At 73.4% G+C, this 20596-nt stretch carries 18 protein-coding genes; 10 read left to right on the forward strand and 8 right to left on the reverse strand.

The genetic code is table 11. The features are described from left to right. Positions 1 to 69: 69 nt before the first annotated feature. Both ABD954_RS14530 and ABD954_RS14535 read right to left on the reverse strand, forming a co-directional pair. A complete protein-coding gene (locus tag ABD954_RS14530; RefSeq protein WP_345486449.1) occupies positions 70 to 921 on the reverse strand; it encodes an alpha/beta fold hydrolase in 852 nt (283 codons plus the stop codon). A gap of 387 nt (positions 922 to 1308) precedes the next feature. After that, positions 1309 to 2001 carry an iron-dependent transcriptional repressor DtxR gene (locus ABD954_RS14535; protein WP_345486450.1) on the reverse strand — a complete coding sequence of 231 codons (693 nt, stop codon included), beginning with the start codon at positions 1999 to 2001 and terminating at the stop codon, positions 1309 to 1311. A 160-nt stretch (positions 2002 to 2161) separates the two neighbouring features. Between ABD954_RS14535 and ABD954_RS14540 the strand changes: the two genes are divergently transcribed. After that, entirely contained in the window at positions 2162 to 2917 is a 756-nt protein-coding gene (locus ABD954_RS14540; RefSeq protein WP_345486451.1) for an SIS domain-containing protein, read from the forward strand. 166 nt (positions 2918 to 3083) lie between these two features. On the opposite strand, the gene ABD954_RS14545 is transcribed toward ABD954_RS14540, so the two are convergent. Both ABD954_RS14545 and ABD954_RS14550 read right to left on the reverse strand, forming a co-directional pair. Further along, complete coding sequence (locus ABD954_RS14545) at positions 3084 to 4415, reverse strand: PAS domain-containing protein (RefSeq protein WP_345486452.1); 1332 nt, start codon at positions 4413 to 4415, stop codon at positions 3084 to 3086. 138 nt (positions 4416 to 4553) lie between these two features. Next, positions 4554 to 5678, reverse strand: coding sequence for a helix-turn-helix transcriptional regulator (locus tag ABD954_RS14550; protein ID WP_345486453.1), 1125 nt, complete (start codon positions 5676 to 5678; stop codon positions 4554 to 4556). Between the two features lie 228 nt (positions 5679 to 5906). Here ABD954_RS14550 and ABD954_RS14555 point away from each other — a divergent pair, with 228 nt between their 5' ends. The 9 genes from ABD954_RS14555 (at position 5907) to ABD954_RS14595 (ending at position 16114) form a co-directional block, all read left to right on the forward strand. Next, the gene (locus ABD954_RS14555; protein ID WP_345486454.1) at positions 5907 to 6536 is read left to right on the forward strand and encodes an NAD(P)-binding domain-containing protein; all 630 of its coding nucleotides are present in this window, start codon (positions 5907 to 5909) and stop codon (positions 6534 to 6536) included. 159 nt (positions 6537 to 6695) lie between these two features. Beyond that, a complete protein-coding gene (locus ABD954_RS14560; RefSeq protein ID WP_425584039.1) occupies positions 6696 to 7433 on the forward strand; it encodes an AfsR/SARP family transcriptional regulator in 738 nt (245 codons plus the stop codon). 153 nt (positions 7434 to 7586) lie between these two features. Further along, positions 7587 to 8960, forward strand: a complete 1374-nt coding sequence (locus ABD954_RS14565) for an FAD-binding oxidoreductase (RefSeq protein WP_345486456.1) — start codon at positions 7587 to 7589, stop codon at positions 8958 to 8960. Between the two features lie 383 nt (positions 8961 to 9343). After that, positions 9344 to 10705: an MFS transporter gene (locus ABD954_RS14570; protein WP_345486457.1), complete on the forward strand. Its 1362-nt coding sequence runs from the start codon at positions 9344 to 9346 to the stop codon at positions 10703 to 10705. 144 nt (positions 10706 to 10849) lie between these two features. Next, the gene (locus ABD954_RS14575) at positions 10850 to 11899 is read left to right on the forward strand and encodes a phenazine biosynthesis protein (RefSeq protein WP_345486458.1); all 1050 of its coding nucleotides are present in this window, start codon (positions 10850 to 10852) and stop codon (positions 11897 to 11899) included. Beyond that, the gene (locus ABD954_RS14580) at positions 11899 to 13311 is read left to right on the forward strand and encodes an aldehyde dehydrogenase family protein (RefSeq protein WP_345486459.1); all 1413 of its coding nucleotides are present in this window, start codon (positions 11899 to 11901) and stop codon (positions 13309 to 13311) included. Before ABD954_RS14575 ends, ABD954_RS14580 begins: the two co-directional genes overlap by 1 nt. A 34-nt stretch (positions 13312 to 13345) precedes the next feature. Continuing rightward, on the forward strand, positions 13346 to 13738 hold the full coding sequence (locus ABD954_RS14585) for a tyrosinase family oxidase copper chaperone (protein ID WP_345486460.1): 393 nt from the start codon (positions 13346 to 13348) through the stop codon (positions 13736 to 13738). A gap of 27 nt (positions 13739 to 13765) precedes the next feature. Next, positions 13766 to 14686 (forward strand): grixazone synthase, encoded by a 921-nt coding sequence (griF, locus tag ABD954_RS14590; protein WP_345486461.1) that lies wholly within the window; start codon positions 13766 to 13768, stop codon positions 14684 to 14686. Positions 14687 to 14788: 102 nt separating this feature from the next. Continuing rightward, positions 14789 to 16114: an MFS transporter gene (locus ABD954_RS14595; RefSeq protein ID WP_345486462.1), complete on the forward strand. Its 1326-nt coding sequence runs from the start codon at positions 14789 to 14791 to the stop codon at positions 16112 to 16114. A gap of 61 nt (positions 16115 to 16175) precedes the next feature. Here the strand turns inward: ABD954_RS14595 and griH are convergent, their stop codons facing one another. From griH to pdxH, 4 genes are all read right to left on the reverse strand, one after another. Next, positions 16176 to 17282: a 3-amino-4-hydroxybenzoic acid synthase gene (gene griH / locus ABD954_RS14600; protein ID WP_345486463.1), complete on the reverse strand. Its 1107-nt coding sequence runs from the start codon at positions 17280 to 17282 to the stop codon at positions 16176 to 16178. Positions 17283 to 17308: 26 nt separating this feature from the next. Beyond that, entirely contained in the window at positions 17309 to 18112 is an 804-nt protein-coding gene (locus ABD954_RS14605; protein WP_345486464.1) for a 2-amino-3,7-dideoxy-D-threo-hept-6-ulosonate synthase, read from the reverse strand. A gap of 61 nt (positions 18113 to 18173) precedes the next feature. Then, on the reverse strand, positions 18174 to 19544 hold the full coding sequence (locus ABD954_RS14610) for an aspartate kinase (protein WP_345486465.1): 1371 nt from the start codon (positions 19542 to 19544) through the stop codon (positions 18174 to 18176). A 412-nt stretch (positions 19545 to 19956) separates the two neighbouring features. After that, a complete protein-coding gene (pdxH, locus tag ABD954_RS14615; protein WP_345492174.1) occupies positions 19957 to 20586 on the reverse strand; it encodes a pyridoxamine 5'-phosphate oxidase in 630 nt (209 codons plus the stop codon). Positions 20587 to 20596 lie beyond the last annotated feature (10 nt).

A 20596-nucleotide genomic window follows, 5' to 3' on the forward strand; every position in this document is an offset into this window, starting at 1 on the left:
CGAACCACAGGGGGCGGGGCGCGGGCGTCAGGGGGCGCGGCGCGGGCGTCAGGGGGCGGGGCGTGGGCGTCAGGAGGTGAGGACGCCGTTCAGGAAGGGCTCGACCGCCTCGCGCCAGGCGTCGGCGTGCTCGTAATGGAGGAGATGACCCGCGTCGGGGATCTCCGCGTAGGCACCGCGCGGGAGGACGCGGACCATCTCCTGGGCCTCGGCGCGGCCGAGTTCGCCGTCGAGACCGCGGACGACCAGGGCGGGGCAGCGGACCTGGGCGAGGGAGTCCCAATGGGCGTCGTGGACCCAGGTCGCGCGCGAGGCCAGCATCTGGGCGGGGTCGAAGACGGGCCGCCAGCCGTCGGGGCGTTCGGTCATCACCTCGGCGAAGAAGGCGCCGCGGGCGGGGCGGGGATGCTCCACCCAGGGGTCCTCCTCGCCGAACCACCGGCGGACGGCGTCGAGCGAGGGGAAGGGGACGGGCCAGCGGCGGAACCAGTCCTGCCACTCACGCTGGGACGCGGCACCGAGCGCGGAGGCGCGCATGTCGCAGATGACGAGGGCCCGGACCAGGTCGGGGCGCTCGGCGGCGAGCTGCCAGGCGGTGAGCGCGCCCATCGAGTGCCCGACCAGGGTGACGGGGCCGAGGCCGAGCCGTTCGACGACGGCGGTCGCGTCGGCGACGTACGCCTCGCGGGTGAAGGGGCCGGCCGCGGGCTTCTCGCTGTGGCCGTGGCCGCGCTGGTCGAGGGCGATCGTACGGTGGCGGGCGGCGAGCCAGCGGGCCGTGGGCTCCCAGTGGGAGGCACGGCCCATCAGGCCGTGGAGGAGCAGGACGCCGGAACCGGTCTGCGGCGCGGTCTGTTCGGTGAAGTCCCAGGCCGCCAGGCGTACGCCGTCGGCCCCCGAGACGTCGAGTCGTCGCACCATGATGCTCGGCACCCCCTCTTTCCCATGGCCCCGGGAATGACCCGTGGAGCTGCGCCAGACTATCGAACTTGTATTCGAAAATGGGCTTCTGCCGCTCAACACCCCACGTTCGAGTGACAGCCCTCAAGGATTGACGGCCGCGGCCGAGGGGAGATCTTCAGCGGGAGGCGGACCGCTCGGGGAAATCGGTCCGAGGGGAATGACCCTGGGAGCTCGGGGCTCCGGGTCAGCACAGGGGAGGACGGACCCCGGCGCCTCAGGGCGCCGGGGTTCACCGTTGTCGTACGAAGGACGACCCTCATCCCACCAGCGTGGCACGGGAAGGGGCGTGGGCGTGGCGATTCCGCCGTAAAACGGGCCGCCGAGCCGGACTCCGACGCGGGGCGACTAGCGCTTGGCGACGAAGACGTGCGCCGCGACCTCGGCGTCCAGCTCAGCCGCCTCGCCGCTGCTGCCCACCAGGACGCCGCCCGGGGACTCCGTCACCGAGACGACGGAGCCGGGCTGCACGCCCGCGCGCCGCAGCGTGTACATCAGCTGGGCGTCCGTCTGGATCGGCTCGCCGATGCGGCGCACGATCACGGTCTTGCCCTCGCCGCCCGCGTCGAGGTCGGCCAGCGAGACCATCGAGTCGTCCAGGAACGACTCGGCCTCCGCCTTCTCGCCCAGCTCCTCCAGGCCCGGGATCGGGTTGCCGTACGGCGACTCCGTCGGGTGGCGCAGCAGCTCCAGGACCCGGCGCTCCACGGCCTCGCTCATCACGTGCTCCCAGCGGCACGCCTCCGCGTGGACCTGCTCCCACTCCAGGCCGATCACGTCGACGAGCAGGCACTCGGCGAGCCGGTGCTTGCGCATCACGCGGGTGGCCAGGCGGCGGCCCTCGTCCGTGAGCTCCAGGTGGCGGTCGCTCGCGACCGCCACGAGGCCGTCGCGCTCCATGCGGGCGACCGTCTGGCTGACGGTCGGACCGCTCTGGTCCAGCCGCTCGGCGATACGGGCGCGCATGGGGACAACACCTTCCTCCTCAAGCTCAAGGATGGTGCGGAGATACATCTCCGTGGTGTCGATCAGTCCGGACATACGTGCCCCTCGATGAGTCGTGCGCTGGCCCTGCACCAATTCTGACGCATCGCACCGACAACCGGGGCGTGCCGGGGTGAAGCGGGGCGGGACGGTATTGACAGAGCAATGGTCCAGACCGCACCGTGATCGGCGACCACGACGAGAAGGAGCCGCCGCCATGGGCGAGAGCAAGCTGGCCGGACAGTTCTTCGACGCCGCCATCGGGCTGCTCCAGAAGGTGCGGGACGAGGACGCGGCGGACATCGCGGCCGCCGGCACCGCCATCGCCGAGGCCGTCGCGGCGGGCGGCCGGCTCTTCGCGTTCGGCGCGGGCCACTCGTCGCTCGCCGCGCAGGACGTCGTCTACCGGGCGGGCGGCCTCGCCCTGATGAACCTGCTGGCCGTCCCCGGCGTCGTCGGGGTCGACGTCATGCCCGCCACCCTGGGCTCCGCCCTCGAACGCGTCGACGGCCTGGCCGGCGCGGTCCTGGACTCCTCCCCCGCCCGCTCCGGCGACGTCCTGATCGTCATCTCGCTGTCCGGGCGCAACGCCCTGCCGGTCGAGATGGCGATGAACGCGCGCGCCCTCGGCCTCACCGTGATCGGGGTGACCTCGGTGGCGTACGCGACGGAGACCAGGTCGCGGCACGTCTCGGGCACGTATCTGAAGGACCACTGCGACATCGTCCTCGACTCCAAGATCGCCGTCGGCGACGCCGAGCTCACCCACGAGGGCATCGAGGCCCCCTTCGCCCCCGCCTCGACCGTCGTCACCAGCGCTCTGATGCAGGCCACGATGGCCGCCGCGGCCGAGGAGATGGTCCGCCTCGGCATCGAGCCGCCGCTGCTGCGGTCGGGGAACGTGGACGGCGGACACGAGTGGAACGGCCGGGTGATGACGGAGTACGGGGACCGGATCTTCTTCCGCCACTGAGGACCGGGCGAACGGGTTCCGACCACCGGCTTTCGAGCCACCGAGGCCGGAAACGGGCGCGGGGGCCGCGGCGAGAAATCGCCGCGGCCCCCGCTTTCTCGTGTCGTTTCTCTGTCAGGTCCAGGGAGCTCGTCGCCGGCGCCATCCGCCGGCGGCGCCCGCCGCGTCACTCGGCCGCTCCCTCCAGCGCCGCCGCCACCCTTCCCGCCACCGTCTCCGCGTACTCGGCGTCCTCCCGCTCGAAGGCGGGCCGGGACGCGGAGCGGAGGAAGGTCGCGATGCCGACCGTGCGGGCGCGGGTGCGCAGGGGGACGCAGAGGGCGTGGGCCGTGTCGGCGGGCCAGAGGCGGTCGGCCGCCCAGCGCGCGGTGTGGGGGGCCGCGCTGGTGCGGGTGGGGCCCAGGCGGGCGAGGGCCTGGAGGGCGGGGTGGGTCGGGGCGTAGCGCAGCGGGATGCCCCCGGCGGCGACGGGGGCCACCGGCCCGGGGGCGCCCCCCGGGCTGGCGAGGGCGCGGACCAGCCGGTCGCCGGGGGCGGTGCGGTCGACCAGGACGTGGTCGGCGAAGCCGGCCAGGGCGAAGTCCAGGAGGACGGCGGCGGCCCGGAGGGGGTCCTCGCACTCGGCGGCGGCCACGCTCGCGCGGTGGAGCTGGCTCCAGCGGAACCGCAGCCGGTCGGCGCCCTGTTCCGCGAGGCGGGCCTCGGTGACGTCCTGGAAGAGCCAGCCGACGCCCAGCGGGACCGGCTCGGGCCCCTCGGCGAGCGGGGAGGCCAGCCGGACGAAGCCGCACCGCCAGCAGCGGCGGCGTTCGCCGCGGGCGTCGCGCAGGGTCACCCACACGTCGGCCGGAGCGGGCGGCGAGCCCGCCGCCAGGACGTGGCGGAGGGCGCCCTCGAGCTCTTCCACGCCCTGGGTGACGAGTTCGCCGAGGGGGCGGCCGAGCAGGGAGCCGCGGGAGGCGCCGAGGGCGCGGGCGGCGTAGCCGTTGACGACGGCGGGGCGCAGGTCGACGTCGACGACGACGACGCCCCAGGCGGCGTCCGCGAGCAGCGCCTCGCTCAGTCCGAGGGACCGTTCCAGGTCGATCTGGACGTGCACCTCGCTGAACGCGCAGTACACCCCGGCCGGTTGCCCGTCGGCACCGCGCACGCCCGCGGTCTGCGTGCGGACGAGGACCCGTCCGCCGTCCTTGCGCAGCAGCGCGAACTCGTGGACCCGGCGGCCGGGCGCGGTCATCGCGCGCAGCAACCGCTCCAGGATCTCCTCGGCGTCGGCGCTGCGGGCCGCCCAGCCGTCGAAGCCGCGCCGTCCGACGGCCTCGCGCGCGCTCCAGCCGAGGATCCGTTCGGCCTCCCGGTTCCAGTGGGTGACGGTCCCGGACGCGTCGAGCGCGCAGAGCGCCGCGTCCATGCCGTCCAGCAGGGCGGCGAGCAGATCCGCCCCGGGCACCCCGGGAACCCTCGCCGTGTCGGCCGTGTCACTCGCAGAACCACTCATGCGGGCACCCCCCGGGCCTCATTCAACTGGAACGTGACCCAGGACACAGCCCTTTCGGCGAAACCGATACGCGGTGGACACGAGGGGGACGCGCGCCGAAGCGGAGGTGACGCGGCGGCGCCGGCCCGGCCCCGGTCCTCAGTCGTGGACGCGGACGATGCCCCGCTCCGCGAACGGCGCGTAGTACTCGGTGAACAGCCTGCCCACCAGCTCGCCCCGGCTGGAGACGCCGACCTTCTCGAAGATGCCCTTGATGTAGTCGCGGACGGTGTGCGGCGACAGGTGGAGCTGCTCGGCGATCTTCCCGGTGGGCAGCCCGCGCGCGATGCACTGGGTCACCTCGGTCTCCCGGTCGGTCAGTTCGAAGGCGTCCACGATCAGCGGCACGATCTCGGAGGTCTTCGCCGGCTCGATCACCACGGCCGACGGGCCGAGGCCGCCGTCCGCCTCGCGCAGGCACGAGGCGTGGCACACCAGCCAGTGGCCGCTGCGGGTGCGCACCCGGACGCGGGCGTGGCCGCGGTCGCGGTCCTGGGAGATGGCGCGGGCCTTGAGCGCGGTGGCCTGCACCCAGGCGGGCACGCGGAGTCCCGCGGTGGTGACGGCGGGGCCCTCGGGCAGGTCGGCGAGATGGGCACGGGCGTCGTCGTTGGCGGACAGCAGGGCGCCGGAGGCGTCGAAGAGCAGCAGGCCCGGCCCGTGCCGGCCGTCGGGCAGGGGCTGGGGGGCGGTGCCGGCGAAGGAGCGCAGCCGGCGGGCGAGCGGGGTGACCAGGCCCTCGATCAGCCGGGTCTCGGCGGCGCCGAACGCGGGCCGGCCCTGCGCGCGGAAGAGGCTGATGTGACCGTGCGGGCGGCCGCCGACGCGCAGCACGGCCCGTAACTCGTCCCTCAGGCCACGGGGTTTCATGAAGGAGTGGTAGAGGCTGCTGCGGGCCGGCAGGTCTCCGGTGGCCTCGCGCAGTCCGGCGACGGGCACCCTGGCCTGGGCCAGGTCGCGGAAGAGGTTGACGTTCTCGGTGAAGAGCTCGGTCTCCCAGTAGACGGCGCAGCCGTGCTCGTCGAGGTTCTCGGCGCGGATGGGGGCGGCCATCATCCCGGTCTCCGGGTCCGTGACGCGCCAGACGGCGGCGTCGTACGGGATGAGCCGGCGCACGTGGTGCGACACCTCGGCGAACATGCCGAGCGCGTCGCCGCTCTTCGCGGCCCGCGCGAGCAGTTCGGCACGGCCGATCTCGATTCGGGAAACACGGTCACTGGTCACCCCTTGATCCTGACAGTTGGACGGCGGAGCGCCAACCCCTCACTTGAGGGGTACGAAAAAAAGGGGTGGAGGAACCGGTCACCCGAGCCGGCCGTCGCGTCAACCATTTGAAGAACGGCGCCCGGTCGCCACAACCCCCTCGAATGCGGGGATGAAACAGTGCGCGGCGCACGGGAGAATTCCCAAACTTTTCGGACGGCACTTTCCGGCAGACGGTGGGAAACGCGTATGCGAGTGGGCATCATCGGCGCGGGTGCGATGGGCAGGGCGATGGCACGCCGGGCGGCGCTCGCCGGAGCGGTCGTCCTCCTCGCCGACCGCGGCGCCGGCCACGCCGCCGGCCGGGCGCACCGGGTGGCCCGGGAGGCGGTGGCCGGAACCCCGGGGGTCGTGGAGGCCGTGACGCCCCGCGCCGCGCTCCGGCCGGGCCTGGTGATCCTCGCCCTCGACCGGGCCGATTCCCTGGAGTTCCTGCGTCGTCACCGCCGTACGCTGACCGGAAAGGTGCTCGTCGAGGTGACCGTCCCCCGTGCCGAACCGCGCGGCACGCAGATGCGCGAACTGATGGCCGCCGTGCCGGGTGCCCGCTGGGTGCGGGCCTGCGCCGCCGGGGACGCCGAGTCGATCTACCGGGGGCTGATCGACGGTCATCCCGTCGACGTGTTCGTGGCCGCCGACGACGATCCGGCCAAGATTCGGGTGATCGAGCTCGTCGACCGGTCCGGTCTGCGCGCCCTCGACGCGGGGCGGCTCGACCGGGCGGGGGTTCTCGACGAATTGACATCTCTGGGTAGGGAAATCAGCCACCGACTGGCCACTCCGGAAGGCTGGGCAATAAAGTTGCTCCCCAGCTGGTGAGCGCCGGAACCGCCGCATCGACCAATTCACCGGCAATCCGATCTTGGGGGAAGATCCATGACCAGAGAACCGGCTTTTCTCGCCCTCGGCGCCCTTGTCGTGCACGGTCCGCACGGTGAGGTGAAGCTCAGCGGAAACCGTCAGCGCATTTTGTTGACCATGCTGTTACTGGAGGGCAACCGGGTGGTGGCCGTCGACCGGCTGATCCGTGCGATCTGGGGCGATTCGCCACCCGCGACGGCCCGAAGTCAGATCCGCATCTGCGTGTCCTCGCTGCGCCGCCAGTTCGCGGCCGGCGACGTCCCCGCGACCATCGAGACCCACAAGACCGGCTACCGGCTGCGCGCCCCGGAGGCGGCCATCGACCTGCACCGCTTCGGACAGCTCATATCCCGCGCCAGAGGCGGGGCGGCGAACCGTCCCGACCTGGAACTGGCGTCGCTCTACCGAGAGGCCCTCGCCCTGTGGCGGGGGCCTCTCGGCGAAGGGCTCGGCAGTCCGCTCCTGGACACCGTCGCCCTGAAGTACCACGAGGACTACCACTCCGCCCTGGAGGACTGCTACGAGCTGGAGCTCCGGCTCGGCTACCACCGCAGGGTCCTCGGCGAACTCACCCACCACGTCTCCGAGCACCCGTTCCGCGAGACGCTCATCGCGCAGTTGATGATCGCCCTCTACCGCTCGGGTCGGACGGCGGACGCCCTCGCGCTGTTCCGCGACACCCACCGCCGTTTCCGCGACGAGCTCGGCATCGTGCCCGGCGAACGGCTCCAGTCGATCGAGAGCCTGATCCTCGGCGCCACCGACCACGCCCACCAGCACGCCGACCGGCAGCCGTACACCGACCAGACCCTGCTCTTCGGACAGCCGGCCGCCGCCGCGCCCACCCGCCACTGACCGGTCTTCCCCCTCAGCTGAGGGGGGAGGCCGGGGCGGAGTCCCTCCTGTGCAGGGGATGGAGCGCCCCGCGCCGTACGGAAAGACTCGGGGGCGTTCCCAGGCACGGCACTCACGGGCCGTAGCGCCGCACGCAGAAGAGAGGGGCCGTCCATGGCTCGCCAGCCTCAGTACTCCGTCATCCCGGACAGTGCCGTGGACCGGCTCGTCTCCGGTGTGAAGGGCGAGGTCTTCCTTCCGGACGACCCCGGGTACGAGGCCGAGCTCGACGGATTCAACCGGATCGGCCGGCACCGCCCGGCGATCGTGGTGGGCGCGGTCACCGCCGAGGACGTCGCCGCCGCCGTCCGCCTCGCCGGCGAACTCGGGCTGCCCGTCGGCGTCCAGGCCACCGGCCACGGCATCGCCGCCCCGGCCGAGCACGCCGTCCTGGTCACCACGCACCGGATGAACGCGGTCGCCGTCGACCCGATCGCCCGGATCGCCCGGGTCGAGGCCGGCGCCCAGTGGCACCAGGTCATCGCCACTGCCGCCTACCACGGCCTGGCGCCCCTCAACGGCTCCTCGCACCTGGTCGGTGTCGTCGGCTACACCCTCGGCGGCGGTCTCGGACCGCTCGGCCGGCTGTACGGCTACGCGGCCGACCACGTCACGCGCGTCCACCTCGTCACCGCCGACGGGGAACACCTCACCGTCACCCCCGACTCCCACCCCGACCTCTTCTGGGCGCTGCGCGGCGGCAAGGGGAACTTCGGCATCGTCACCGCCCTGGAGTTCCGCGTGATGCCGGTCGCCCGGCTGTACGGCGGCGGGCTCTACTTCCCCGGCGCCGAGGCCCCGGCCGTGCTCGACGCCTGGCGGGAATGGACCGCGACCGTGCCCGAGACCCTGACCTCCTCCGTGGCCCTGCTCCGGCTGCCCGGCCTGCACCAGGTGCCCGGCCACCCGGCCGGCGAGCTCGCCGTCCACATCCGGATCGCGTTCACCGGCGACGAGGAGGAGGGCGCACGGCACCTGCGTCCGCTGCGGGAGGCGGGCACGCTGCTCGCCGACACGGTCGCCGAGATGCCGTACAGCGACGTCGCCGAGATCCACCAGGACCCGACCGAGCCGCTGCCGTACCACGAACGCAACACGGTGCTGCGGGAGTTCGACGCTGACGCCCTGGCCGAGCTGCTCGCCGCCGCGGGTCCCGGCACGGCCTGCACCGACCCGATGGTGGAGCTCCGGCACCTGGGCGGGGCGCTGTCGCGGCAGCCGTCCGTGCCGGGGGCGGTCGGCCGGGACGGGGCGTTCACCCTGTCCACGCTGTCGCTGCCGGGCTCGCCCGACGTCGTCCTGGGGCGGCTCGCCCGCTGGTCCACCGGCCGCCGCTACCTCAACTTCCTGGCGGGCGCGGACACCGCGGACCTGGCCGCCGACTGCTTCGACGAGGAGACCCTCGCGCGGCTGCTGCGGGTGAAGCGGCACTACGACCCGCACAACGTGTTCCGCCTCGGGCACGCGCTGGTTCCCGACGCCCACTGACCCGAGCCGGGCGCACTACCCGCCCGCCGTCCCGCGCGCCCGCCCCGGGCGGACCGCGCCCCGCCCCCGACCCGACCACCCGGAACACCCGGAACACCCGGAACCACCTCCGACCTCCCGGGCCTGCCCGGAGCCGCCCGATCTGCCCAGGGCGCTCCCGACGGCTGTCCGGGACCGCCGGCCGGGCCGGGCCCGCATCCCCCGAACGGGCCCGGCCCGGCCCCTCCCCGCAGGGCACCGGACGCCGACCACGCCGCACAGCCAAGGCCGAACGCCGCCACGCCGACCGACCCGACCACGCCGACCGACCCGACCACGCCCACCACGCCGACCGATCCGACCACCGACCACGCCACCCCGCTCGCCTCCGTAGGAGGAGCCCCATGACCACCGACCAGGCCCTGTCCACCGCCCCCGGACAGCCGGCTGCCGTCCTCAGCGCCCGCTCCGCCGGACTCCGCTACGGCGCCCTCTTCGGGCCCGCCGTCTTCGGCGTCACCGCCGCCGGCGTCGCCCTGCCCGACGTCGCCAAGGCCCTCGGCGCCACCCCCGCCACCGCCGCCTGGGTGCTCACCGCCCACGCCCTCGCCCTCGGCGTCGGCACCGCCCTGTTCGGCCGGCTCGCCGACTCCCGGGGGGTGCGCACCTCGCTGCTCGTCGGCTCGATCGTGCTCGCCGTCGGCACCGTCGTCTGTCTGCTCGCCCCGAACATCGGCGTCCTCGTCGCCGGCCGCTTCGTGCTCGCCACCGGATCCGGCGCCATGACCTCCGGCGCCCTGGCGCTGTCGGCGGCCGCGCCACCGGCCGACCGGCCCAAGGTGCTCGGCGGATTCGGCGCCACCATGGCCGTGTTCTCCGCGAGCGCCACCCTCGCCGGCGGCGTCTTCACCCAGTGGATGACCTGGCGGATCGCGCTCGTCCTGCCCGCCCTGTCGCTGCTCGCCGTGCCCCTGTGCCTGCGCGCCGCCGCGGCCCGGGCCGGCAGCGGCCGCAAGCTCGACCTGCCCGGGGCCGTCCTGCTGACCGTCGCCGCCATGTCGTTCCTGCTGCTCATCCAGTCGTACGCGCTCGGCCTGTCCGCCGGTGTCGTCATCGCCCTCGCCGCCGCGCTCGTGGTGTCCCTGGGCGGTCTGATCCAGCGGGTGCGCGCCACCGAGGGCGCGTTCGTGCCGCGCCGGCTCGTCGCCGACCGGGTGTTCCTGCGCGCCTCGCTCACCGGCGTCGGCGCCTACGCGGGCCTGTTCGCCGCCATGTACCTGGTGCCGCAGATCCTCGTCGGCGGCCACGGCTGGAGCGTCCTGGCCGTCGGCGCCTGGCTGCTGCCGGGCGCGGTCGTCGGCGCCGTCCTGTCCCGGTTCGCCGGCAAATTCGCGGGCGGCAGCGCCGGGTCGGTGATGCTCAGCGTCATCGCCCTCGCCATGGCGGCCGTCCTCGCCCTGTCGGCGGCGGTCACCAACCCCACGCCGCTCCTGATCGGCGCCTCGCTCGGCTTCGCCGCGTTCGCCGTCACCCAGGTCATCACCACCGCCCTGATGTCCGCCCATGTCGAACCCGCCCTGCGCGGCGGCGCGATGGGCCTGCTCAACCTCACCTTCTTCGTCGGCGGCGGCGTCGGCAGCGCGACCGCCGGCGCGCTCGTCAAGTCGATGTCCATGACCGGGGTGCTCGCCGTCGTCGCGGTCTTCCCGCTGCTCGCGGCCGTCACCGCGCTCACCCTGCGCTCCACGGGCGGCCCCAAGAACTGACCCGGCGGGCCGGGCAACGCCCCCGACCCGGCCCGCCGGGTCACCCCGGACCCACGAAACAACACCAATACAGCCGCGATAGGCGCCGACCGAAGGATGAACACCGTCGGCGCCTCTTCGCGTTGAAGGAGACCAGTACTCGCCATGACCGACACGGAATTCGACCTTCACATACGGAAGTCGATGGCCTGGCACTTCGGTGCGGACACCGGCTCCCCCTTCTGGCTCGCCAAGCGCGACAGCCTCGGCTTCGACCCCCTCACCGACATCGGCGGACTCGCCGACCTCACCCGTTTCCCCGACGTCAGCGCCGAACTGCGCACCGTGCCCGTCGGTGACCTCATCCCGCGGGGCCTGAAGGACCGGGTCTTCCGGGTGTACGACTCCGGCGGCACCACCGGCTCCCCCAAGCGGATCGTCGACAGCGCCGCCCGCGCCGAACTCCTCGTCTGGGCCCGCGAGCGGCTCCTCGAGAGCGGAGTGCCGGCCCGGGGCGACTGGCTCCACCTCGGCCCCAGCGGCCCGCACGTCATCGGCTACGACGTGTCCCGCTACGCCGCCCTGTCCGGCGCGCTCTTCCACACCGTGGACCTCGACCCGCGCTGGGTGAAACGTCTCCTCGCCGACGGCCGCGAGGACGAGGCCGACGCCTACGTCCAGCACCTGCTGGACCAGGCCGAGACCATCCTCACCACCCAGAAGGCCGCCGTCCTCAGCTCCACCCCGCCGCTCCTCGAGGCCATCTGCGCCCGCCCCCGCCTCTACGAGCTGGTGCGCTCCCAGGTCGAGGCGGTCATCTGGGCCGGCACCTCCATCAGCGCCGAGAACCTGCGCATGCTGGACCAGGAGTTCTTCCCGGACGCCGCCGTCGTCGGCGTCTACGGCAACAGCCTCATGGGCGTCGCCCCGCAGCGCCCGGCCGTCCCCGGCGACAGCCACCCCTGCGTCTTCGAGCCGTACCCGGCCACCACCCGACTCGAACTCGTCGACGACGAGGGCCGGCCGGTGGCGTACGGGGAGCGCGGCCGGGTCCGGCTGCACCTGGTCGCCGAGGAGATGTTCCTGCCCAACATCCTGGAGCGGGACAGCGCGATACGGATCGCCCCGCGCCCCGGCTCGCCCGTGGACGGCCTCGCCGACGTCCAGACCTACCGGGCCATCGACGACGTCCGCGTCATCGAGGGGGTCTACTGATGGCCGGCGACCGTCTGGTCACCGTCGACCCGCTGGTCTGCGGCCGCACCGTCACCAGCTCCGACCGCACCCGGCTGCCCGACGTCCGCGGCGGCGACCTCGCCGACGTCGGCACCGCCCCCCGGCTCATGGCGCTGGCGGCGCTGCGCGAGCTGCGCGCCCACGCCGACGGCCGCCCGGTGGGCCAGGACGTCGTCGACAAGGCGGCGGAGCTCTTCGAGCACGCCGTCCTGGAGGGCGAGTCGCCCGAGGAGTACGCGGCCCGCGTCTCGTACGCCACCGGGCTCACCGCCGCCGCCGTCGCCCAGTCCGTCCGCGACCTCGTCGACGAGCTGCGCGAACTGTCCGAGACGACCGCCGCCGAACTGCCCGGCACCCGCTTCGGCCCGGCCGCCGGGACACGGCGGGGCCCCCACTCCGGCTCCGGCTTCACCACCCGCTGGGTGCCGCGCGGCCGGGTCTTCGCCGCCGTCATGGCCAGCAACCACCCCACCCCCAGCGTCACCTGGGCGCAGGCCCTCTTCCACGGCTACAGCGTCGCCGTGAAGCCCGGCAGCCGCGACCCCTTCACGCCGCTGCGGCTGGCCCGCGCGCTGCTGGCCGCCGGTCTGCCGGCGCACAAGCTGGCGTTCCTGCCCGCCTCGCACCAGACCGGCGAGTTCCTGCTCAAGGAGGCCGACCGCGGCATCGTGTACGGCGGCGACAGTGCCGTACGGCGCTGGCAGGGCGACGAGTCCGTCGCCGTGCGCGGACCCGGCCGCACCAAGGCCCTGCTCGACGCCGAGCCGGACGACGCCGTCATCGGGCACCTGGCGCTGTCCGCCTCCTTCGACGGCGGCACCCGCTGCACCAACCTGTCGGCGGTGCTCACCACCCGTCCGGTCCACCAGGTCGCCGACGCGCTCGCCCGCCGGCTCGCCGCGCTGCCGAGCGTGCCCGCCACCACGGCCGGGGCGACCCTCCTGGTCGCCGACCGCGAGCGGGCCGAGCGGATCCGCCGCCAGGTGGACGAGCTGCGCACGGCCGCCGGGGTGACCGACCACAGCGCACGCTTCGACCCGGCCTCGGCCGGGACCGTGGTCGAGCTGGCCGACGGCTCGCTGCTGCCGCGCCCGCTGGTGCTGTCCGTGGACCGGGTCGACCACCCGGCGGTCGGCACCGAACTGCCCTTCCCGTTCGTGGTCGTCGCCCCCTGGACGACCGCCGACGGGGTCGCCCCGCTGCGCGAGTCGCTGGTCCTGAACCTGCTCACGGACGACGAGGAACTCCTCGACGCGGCCGTGCGCGAGCCGAGCGTCCGCAAGGTCACGCGCGGGACGGTGCTGCCGTGGACGGCGGTCCCCGGCATCCCGCACGACGACAACTACACCCAGTTCCTGCTGGAGCCCAAGGGCGTCGTGGCCGCCGCCTGACCCCTCCCCCCGTACCCCCAGGAAGGAAGCCACCGTGTCCATCAAGCGACGCGACATGGTCAAGCTGACCGCCGGCGCGGCCCTCGCCGCCTCCGCCGCCGCGGTCCCGTTCGCCACCGGAGCCGTCGGCGCCGAGGACGCCGCTGCCGGTGCCGCTCCCGCGGCCGACGGCGACTACACCGAGACGTACCAGGGCCGCACCATCCGGGTCGCGTCCGCCGCGGCCGGCGGCGGCGTGTTCATCGACGGGCGTCCGCTGCACCTCATGAAGTTCGCCGAGGACGCCTACCTCAGCTCCCTGTGCCACTACGAGATGGCGCCCACCCCGCTGGTCGCCGCCCGCCGCGCCGTCGAGGAGCTCCGCGGCGCGCAGCTGCTCCCGAACGTCCACGGCGCCCACGTCATGGACGCCACGACGACCGCCTGACCCGCCCGTCCGAGAGGGAGCCCCGCCATGGTGCACGTACGCAAGAACCACCTCGACATGACCCGCGAGGAGAAGCGCAGATTCATCCACGCCGTCAAGGAGATCAAGCGGAGAGGGATCTACGACCGCTTCGTCGACCTGCACATACGCATCAACTCGCAGGACTACCTGGACAAGGTGACCGGCAAGCGGCTCGGTCACATCAACCCCGGCTTCCTGCCCTGGCACCGCCAGTACCTGCTGCGCTTCGAACGGGAGCTGCAGAAGGTCGACCCGCGGGTCACCCTGCCGTACTGGGACTGGACCGTCGACCACGGCGAGGACTCCCCGCTGTGGGACGACGACTTCATGGGCGGCAACGGGCGCCCCGGCGACCGCCGGGTGATGACCGGGCCGTTCGCCCGTGACAACGGCTGGGTCCTCAACATCAGCGTCGTCCCCGTGGGCGACGAGCACCCGGCCCTGAACGGCAACTACACCCACGACGACCGCGACTACCTGGTCCGGGACATGGGCACGCTGACCGACAAGCTGCCCACGCCGAAGGAGCTGGACGACACCCTCGCCCTGAAGGTGTACGACTCGGCGCCGTTCAACCACACCTCCGGCAGCGAGCCGCCGTACGCGAGCTTCCGCAACCACCTGGAGGGCTACACCAAGTTCGCCTGGGAGGAGGCCGCGGGCAAGCTGCACGCGGCCGGGCACGTGTGGGTCGGCGGCCACATGATGTACATCGGCTCGCCCAACGACCCGGTGTTCTTCCTCAACCACTGCATGATCGACCGCTGTTGGGCGCTGTGGCAGAAGCGGAACCCGGAGGTGCCGCACTACCTGCCGCTGGAGCCGACGACGGACGTGCCGGACATCAACACGCCGCTGGGGCCGTGGCACACGATGACGCCACGGGACCTGATCGACCACACCAAGTGGTACCGCTACGACAAGTAGCACCCGCCGGGCGCCGGACCGCGGACCTCCGAGGAGGTCCGCGGTCCGGCGCCTTCGTGTCCGTGCCCCTCCCTCCCGTTCTCCCCCGTCTCGGAGGTACTCGTGCGCTCCCGATCCGTCCTCGTCCTCGCCCTGTGCTGGGCGGCGGTCTTCTTCGACGGCTTCGACGTCATGGTGTACGGCGCCGGGCTGCCGTACATGCTGGACGACGCCTCGTTCGGCCTCGACGCGCAGACCGCCGGCACCATCGGCAGCTGGACCACCCTCGGCATGCTGCTCGGCGCCCTCGGCTGCGGCAGCCTCACCGACGGCCTGGGCCGCCGCCCGGTCCTGGTCGGCTGCGTCCTCGCCTTCTCCGCCGGCTCCGGCGTGTGCGCGGTGGCCGGTTCGGTCGGCGTCTTCGGCGCCGGGCGGTTCCTCACCGGCATCGGCCTGGGCGGCCTGATCCCCGTCTGCCTGGCCGTCGTCGCCGAGTTCACGCCCGCGGCCCGGGTGCCGCTGGCCACCGGCATCCTCATGTCGGCCTACCACGCGGGCGGGATGACCGCGACGGGCGTGGGCCTGTGGCTGGCGCCGGGCCACGGCTGGCGCTGGGCCTTCGCCGCCGGCGTGCTGCCCGCCGTCGTCGCCGTACCGCTGCTGCTGCGCTTCCTGCCCGAGTCGCCCGCCGTGCTCTGGGCCCGGGGACGGCGGGGGAAGGCGGCCGAGACCGCCCTCGCCTACGGCCTGCCCGACCCGGCGGCCGGTCCGGGCGGCGCGGCTTCCGCGGGGTCCGGTGGCCGGCTGCGGGCCGTGGCCGCGCTCGTCGGGCGCGAGCACCGCGCCGCGACGCTGCTGCTGTGGCTGGCCTCGTCCTGCGGACTGATGCTCGTGTACGGGCTGAGCACCTGGCTCCCGCAGCTGATGCGGGCCTCCGGGTACGGACTCGGCTCCTCCGTCGGCTTCCTGATGGCCGTCAACGCGGGCGGCATCGCCGGGATGCTGCTCGCCGGCTGGGTCGCCTCCCGGTTCGGCGCCGTGCCGGTGGCCGGGACCTGGTTCGCGCTGACCTCGGTGTCGCTGCTGCTGCTCTCGGTGCGGATGCCGGTGCCCGTCACGTACGTCCTCGTCACCGTCACCGGGATCTGGCTCTACAGCGCCTCGACGATGGTGTACGCGGTGGCCGGCGGCTTCTACCCGGCGGCGCTGCGGGCCCCGGGCCTCGGCTGGGTGGCCGGGGTGGGCCGGCTCGGGGCCGTGCTGTCCCCCTGGCTGGGCGGCTATCTCCTCTCCCACGGCCACGGCACCTGGGGCTTCCCGGTGTTCGCGGCGGCCGGTGTGCTGGGCGCCGTGGCGGTGGTGCTGAGCCGGGTGGTGCGGCGCGGGCCGGTGCGGCAGGAGGTGCCGGACGGCGTTCCGGAGGCCGGGCGGGGAGCGCGTACCGCCTGAACCGCCCCGGCCGTGCCACCCGAGGGGCGGGTGGCACGGCCGGGGGCACAGCGGAGAGGACCTACTTCTCCAGGCAGAACTCGTCGATCGGGTAGCCGACGTGACGGTCCTCGCTGGGCAGGTAGCCGAGGACGATGTCACCCGGCTTCAGCTCGGTGCTGTTGAGGACGACGCCGTTGGGACCGAGGACCCGCACGTGCCAGTCGTCCTGGAGGATCAGGTTCACCCGCTGCCCGTTGGGGGCCTCGGCGTCGATGGAGATCAGCGGACGGGACTCGATCTTGACCCGGCCGACGGTGACCAGGCGCGTGTTGCCCTTCACGTCCACCGCGGTGACCTTGCTGCCGGCCTTGAGCTCGCTCAGGTAGTTGGTGCGCTCGTCCTTGCCCAGCGTGTACGAGTGGATGGCGCCGGCGTTGACGCGGAACGGGCGGGTCGGCATGTACGGCAGCGGGTGGGTCTCGCTGACGCACAGGATCATGCCCTTGGAGTGCGAGCCGACCAGGATGCCCTCGTCCTCGCGGAAGTGGGTGCAGGTGTCGACGCAGGCGCGCTCGCCCATGCCGATGTGGGTGGTCTCCACGATCCGCAGCTCGGTCAGGTTGAGGTTCGGGACGTCGGCCTCGGCGGCCCGCTTGAGGGCGGCGGTGTCGCCGACCTTCGCCGGGGCCATCATGACGCCGTCCGAGCCGTGCTCCAGGACACCGAAGATGATCTCGGCCTCCTCGACGTCCTGCGCCACGGTGATGAGCGAGCCGGTGGCGCGCGCCGCGGCCGCGATGACGATCTCCAGCGGGATCTTGGTGGGGTCGCGGAACAGCAGCACGCTCCACTTCTCGGTGCGCGCCGACTCGCAGGCGTCCTCCAGGGTCGGGGCGTCGACGATCTCGACGAACCGGCCGACCTCCACCTCCGGGTGCTTCAGGGCGAGTTCGGCAGGCGTCACGCCGTGCTTGTCGGGGTCGACGATGACGACGGTCGCGTCGCCGAAGTCCTCCGGCAGCGGCTTGCCCTGCGGGAACAGGACCTTGGTGATGGTCGGCGGCAGGTCCTTGAGCTGCTCCACCTCGTCGGCGACGACGGCCTCCACACGGTGGTGCAGCGCCTCCTGGAGGATCGCCTCGCGGGCCTCGCCGAGCGAACGGATGTCGAGCCAGCTGATCTTCACGGAACTCTCCTGATCTGTCGGATTCTCTAGCGGGCCGCGGCGGCGGAGTCGGCGGTGCGCCGTCCGTGCACGAGGTCGGAAAGCTTGTCGGTGAGGGCACCGGGGTTCGGGGCCTGGAAGACGTTGCGGCCCATGGCGATGCCGGCGGCGCCGCCGCTCAGGGCCTCCTCGACGTACGCGAGGGTGGCGGCCTCGTCGTCGTTGCGGGGGCCGCCGGTGACGATGACCGGGACGGCGGCGGTGGCGGTGACGTCCCGCATCGCGGCCACGGAGCCGACGTACGGGCTCTTGACGATGTCGGCGCCCAGGTCGGCGGCGAGCTGGATGGCGTGGGCGACCAGCGCGGGGTCGCGCGGGTTGTCGATCTTCGGGCCGCGCGGGTACATCATCGCCAGCAGCGGAACGTTCCAGCGGTCGCAGGCGTCGCCCACCGCCGCCAGGTCGGCGACCTGCTCGCGCTCCTCGTCGGCGCCGAGGTTGACGTGGACGCTGACCGCGTCGGCGCCGAGCCGCAGGGCCTCCTCGACGCCCGCGACCAGGTACTTGGCGTTCGGGTCGGGGGCGTGCACGGTGCTGGCGCTCAGGTGCACGATCAGCGAGGTGTGGGCGAACCACTCGGGGTCGATGCGCCGCAGCGCGCCCTTGTGGAGCACCACGGCGTCCACGTGGTGGCGGGCCAGTTCGCCGACGAGCGCGCCGACCCGGCTGCCCCCGGTCACGGGGCCGTCGGTGACGGAGTGGTCGAGCGGCACGACGAGGAGCCGGTCCGGTGCGTGGCGGTACAGCCGCCGCAGCCGTAAGCGGCGGGCGAAGGACAACTGGTCGGTCATCGGTTCTCCCAGGGGGCAGGGGGGTGGGCCGGGGCCGGGTCGGGGTGCGACGGGCCGCGGGTCAGGTCCGGGTGGCGAGGGTCAGCGGGCTGTCGTCCGGCGAGCCGTCGAGTTCGAACTCGGTGTGCAGCAGCCGGACCGCCCGGCCCACCTCGGTGCGCGGCACGGTCACCGAGATCCGCAGCTGCGAGGCGGAGAACGCGCCCGCGGGGATGCCCCGGTCGGTGAGCGCGGACAGCATCCGGGCCGCGTACTGGGGGCGGCTGAGCAGGCCCTTGCCGACGATCGACACCTTGGCGACGGTGTCGTCCACGGTGAGTCCGTCGGCGCCGTCGGCGGCGTGCGCGGCCAGGAACTCGCGCACCGCCGCGACGCGGGTGTGCGGCACGGTCAGGCCGATGGTGTGGCCGCCGCCGCGCTCCTCGTGGACGGACGTCATGTCGGCCGGGACGGCTTCCCTGCCGAGCGCGCGGAAGACGGTGAGCGCCGGGTTCTCCGCCGTCCCCGCGGTGCGGACGGTGACCCGTGCCGCGTCCTGGTCGTGTACGACCGCCATGACGGCGGCCTGGGTCTCGAGCATGGTCTCTCCGTCGGTCGCGTGGATTCCGGTCGCGTGCGTTCCGGTCGAGGGGTCTGTCGAGGGGTCTGCCGAGAGTTGTGCCGGGAAGGGGTGGGCCGTCGCGTGGATGCGGGTGCCGACCTCGGCGGCCGTGGAGTGCCCGACGTGGATGTCGAGGCCGCACAGCGCGGCCAGCTCGACCGCGCGCGAGTGCATGACCTTGGCGCCGGCGAAGGCCATCTCCGCCATGACGTCCATGTCGAGCCGGGGCATCAGGCGGGCGGTGGGGACCAGGCGCGGGTCGGCGGTGAGGACGCCGGGGACGTCGGTGTAGATCTCGCAGTGGGTGGCGCCCAGTTCCGCAGCGGCGGCCACGGCGGTGGTGTCCGAGCCGCCGCGGCCCAGCGTGATGATGTGGCCGTCGGCGTCGACGCCCTGGAAGCCGGCGATGACGACGACCCGGCCGGCGTCCAGGAGCCGCTCGGCGCGCTCGGTGTCGATGGCGACGATGACGCCCGAACCCGGCGGCCCGGAGGCGAGGATGCCGGTCTGCGCTCCCGACAGGGCGGTCGCCGGGGTGCCGATGCGCTGCAGCGCCATCGCCATGAGGGCCGCGGAGGCCGCCTCGCCGGTGGCGAGGAGCTGGTCGAGCTCGCGGCCGTCGGCGTCGGGGTTGATCTCCCCGGCGGTGCGGATGAGGTGGTCGGTGGTCTTGCCCTGCGCGGAGACCACGACGGCGACGCGGCAGCCGGAGGCGGCGACCCGGGCGACCCGGCGGGCCACCCGGCGCACGTGTTCGGTGGTCGCCAGCGAGCTTCCGCCGAACTTCTGCACCACCGTGCCCCGTGTGCGCTCCTCGCCAAGGGTTGCCATCTGTCCCCCGCTCGTCGTCTCGGTCAACTGGCACGAGCCAACCGGAGCGCCGTATCGGGGGCCGTATCGCGCGGGCTATCCGCACCGCATCGGGGCCGCATCGGAGCGTGACGGCGGGAAGGGGGGCGGAAAGAACGTGGGAAAAAACAGTTGAGCGAGGGAGAAGCGCTTCTTAGGGTGGGGACACACGCGAAAGGAGGTGATCCGAAAAAATGGTTTCTTTTCGGACTCGTGAGGTGACTGCGGGCTAAGGCCTGCCGTCGCACTCTTGTGCACCTCGGCAGGCCCTCTGCCGACACCAACGCAGTCACCCGACCCGTGGGCCGCCGGTCAGTCCGGCCGGCTCCCGTCCGGACCTAGGCGGACGGGACCCAGGCCCACGGGTCGTCTGCGTCCTCGCGCGGGAAAGCCCTCAGGGGGACAGCCGCTCGACCCGCCAGGAGCCGTCGCCCTCGCGCACGTACCGCAGCCGGTCGTGCAGCCGGTTCTCGTGCCCCTGCCAGAACTCCACGGTCTCCGGGACGACCCGGACGCCGCCCCACTCCGGCGGCACCGGCACCTGCTCGCCCTCCGGGTAGCGGGCGGCCAGTTCCTCGTAGCGGGCGAGCAGTTCGGCCCGCGACGCGATCACCGAGGACTGCCGGCTCGCCCAGGCGCCCAGCTGGGAGCCGTGCGGGCGGGTGCGGAAGTACGCCACCGTCTCGTCCCGTCCGGTGCGCGCCGCGCGGCCCGTGACGATGACCTGGCGGGCCAGTGGGTGCCAGGGGAAGAGCAGCGAGACGTACGGGTTGGCCTCCAGCTCCCGGCCCTTGCGGGAGTGGTAGTTGGTGAAGAACACGAATCCGGCCTCGTCGTAGTGCTTGAGCAGCACGGTGCGGGAGGACGGGCGGCCGTCGGGGGTGGCGGTGGAGACGACCATCGCGTTCGGCTCGTGGATGGCCGGACTGGCGGCGGTCTCCTTGAACCAGCGCGCGAACTGTTCGACGGGTTCGGGTGCGAGATCCGCCACGTCGAGCTCCACGGTGCGGTACTGCTCGCGCATGTCGGCGGGG

It is taken from the genome of Streptomyces roseoviridis (genome assembly GCF_039535235.1).
Classification (GTDB): Bacteria; Actinomycetota; Actinomycetes; order Streptomycetales; family Streptomycetaceae; genus Streptomyces; species Streptomyces roseoviridis.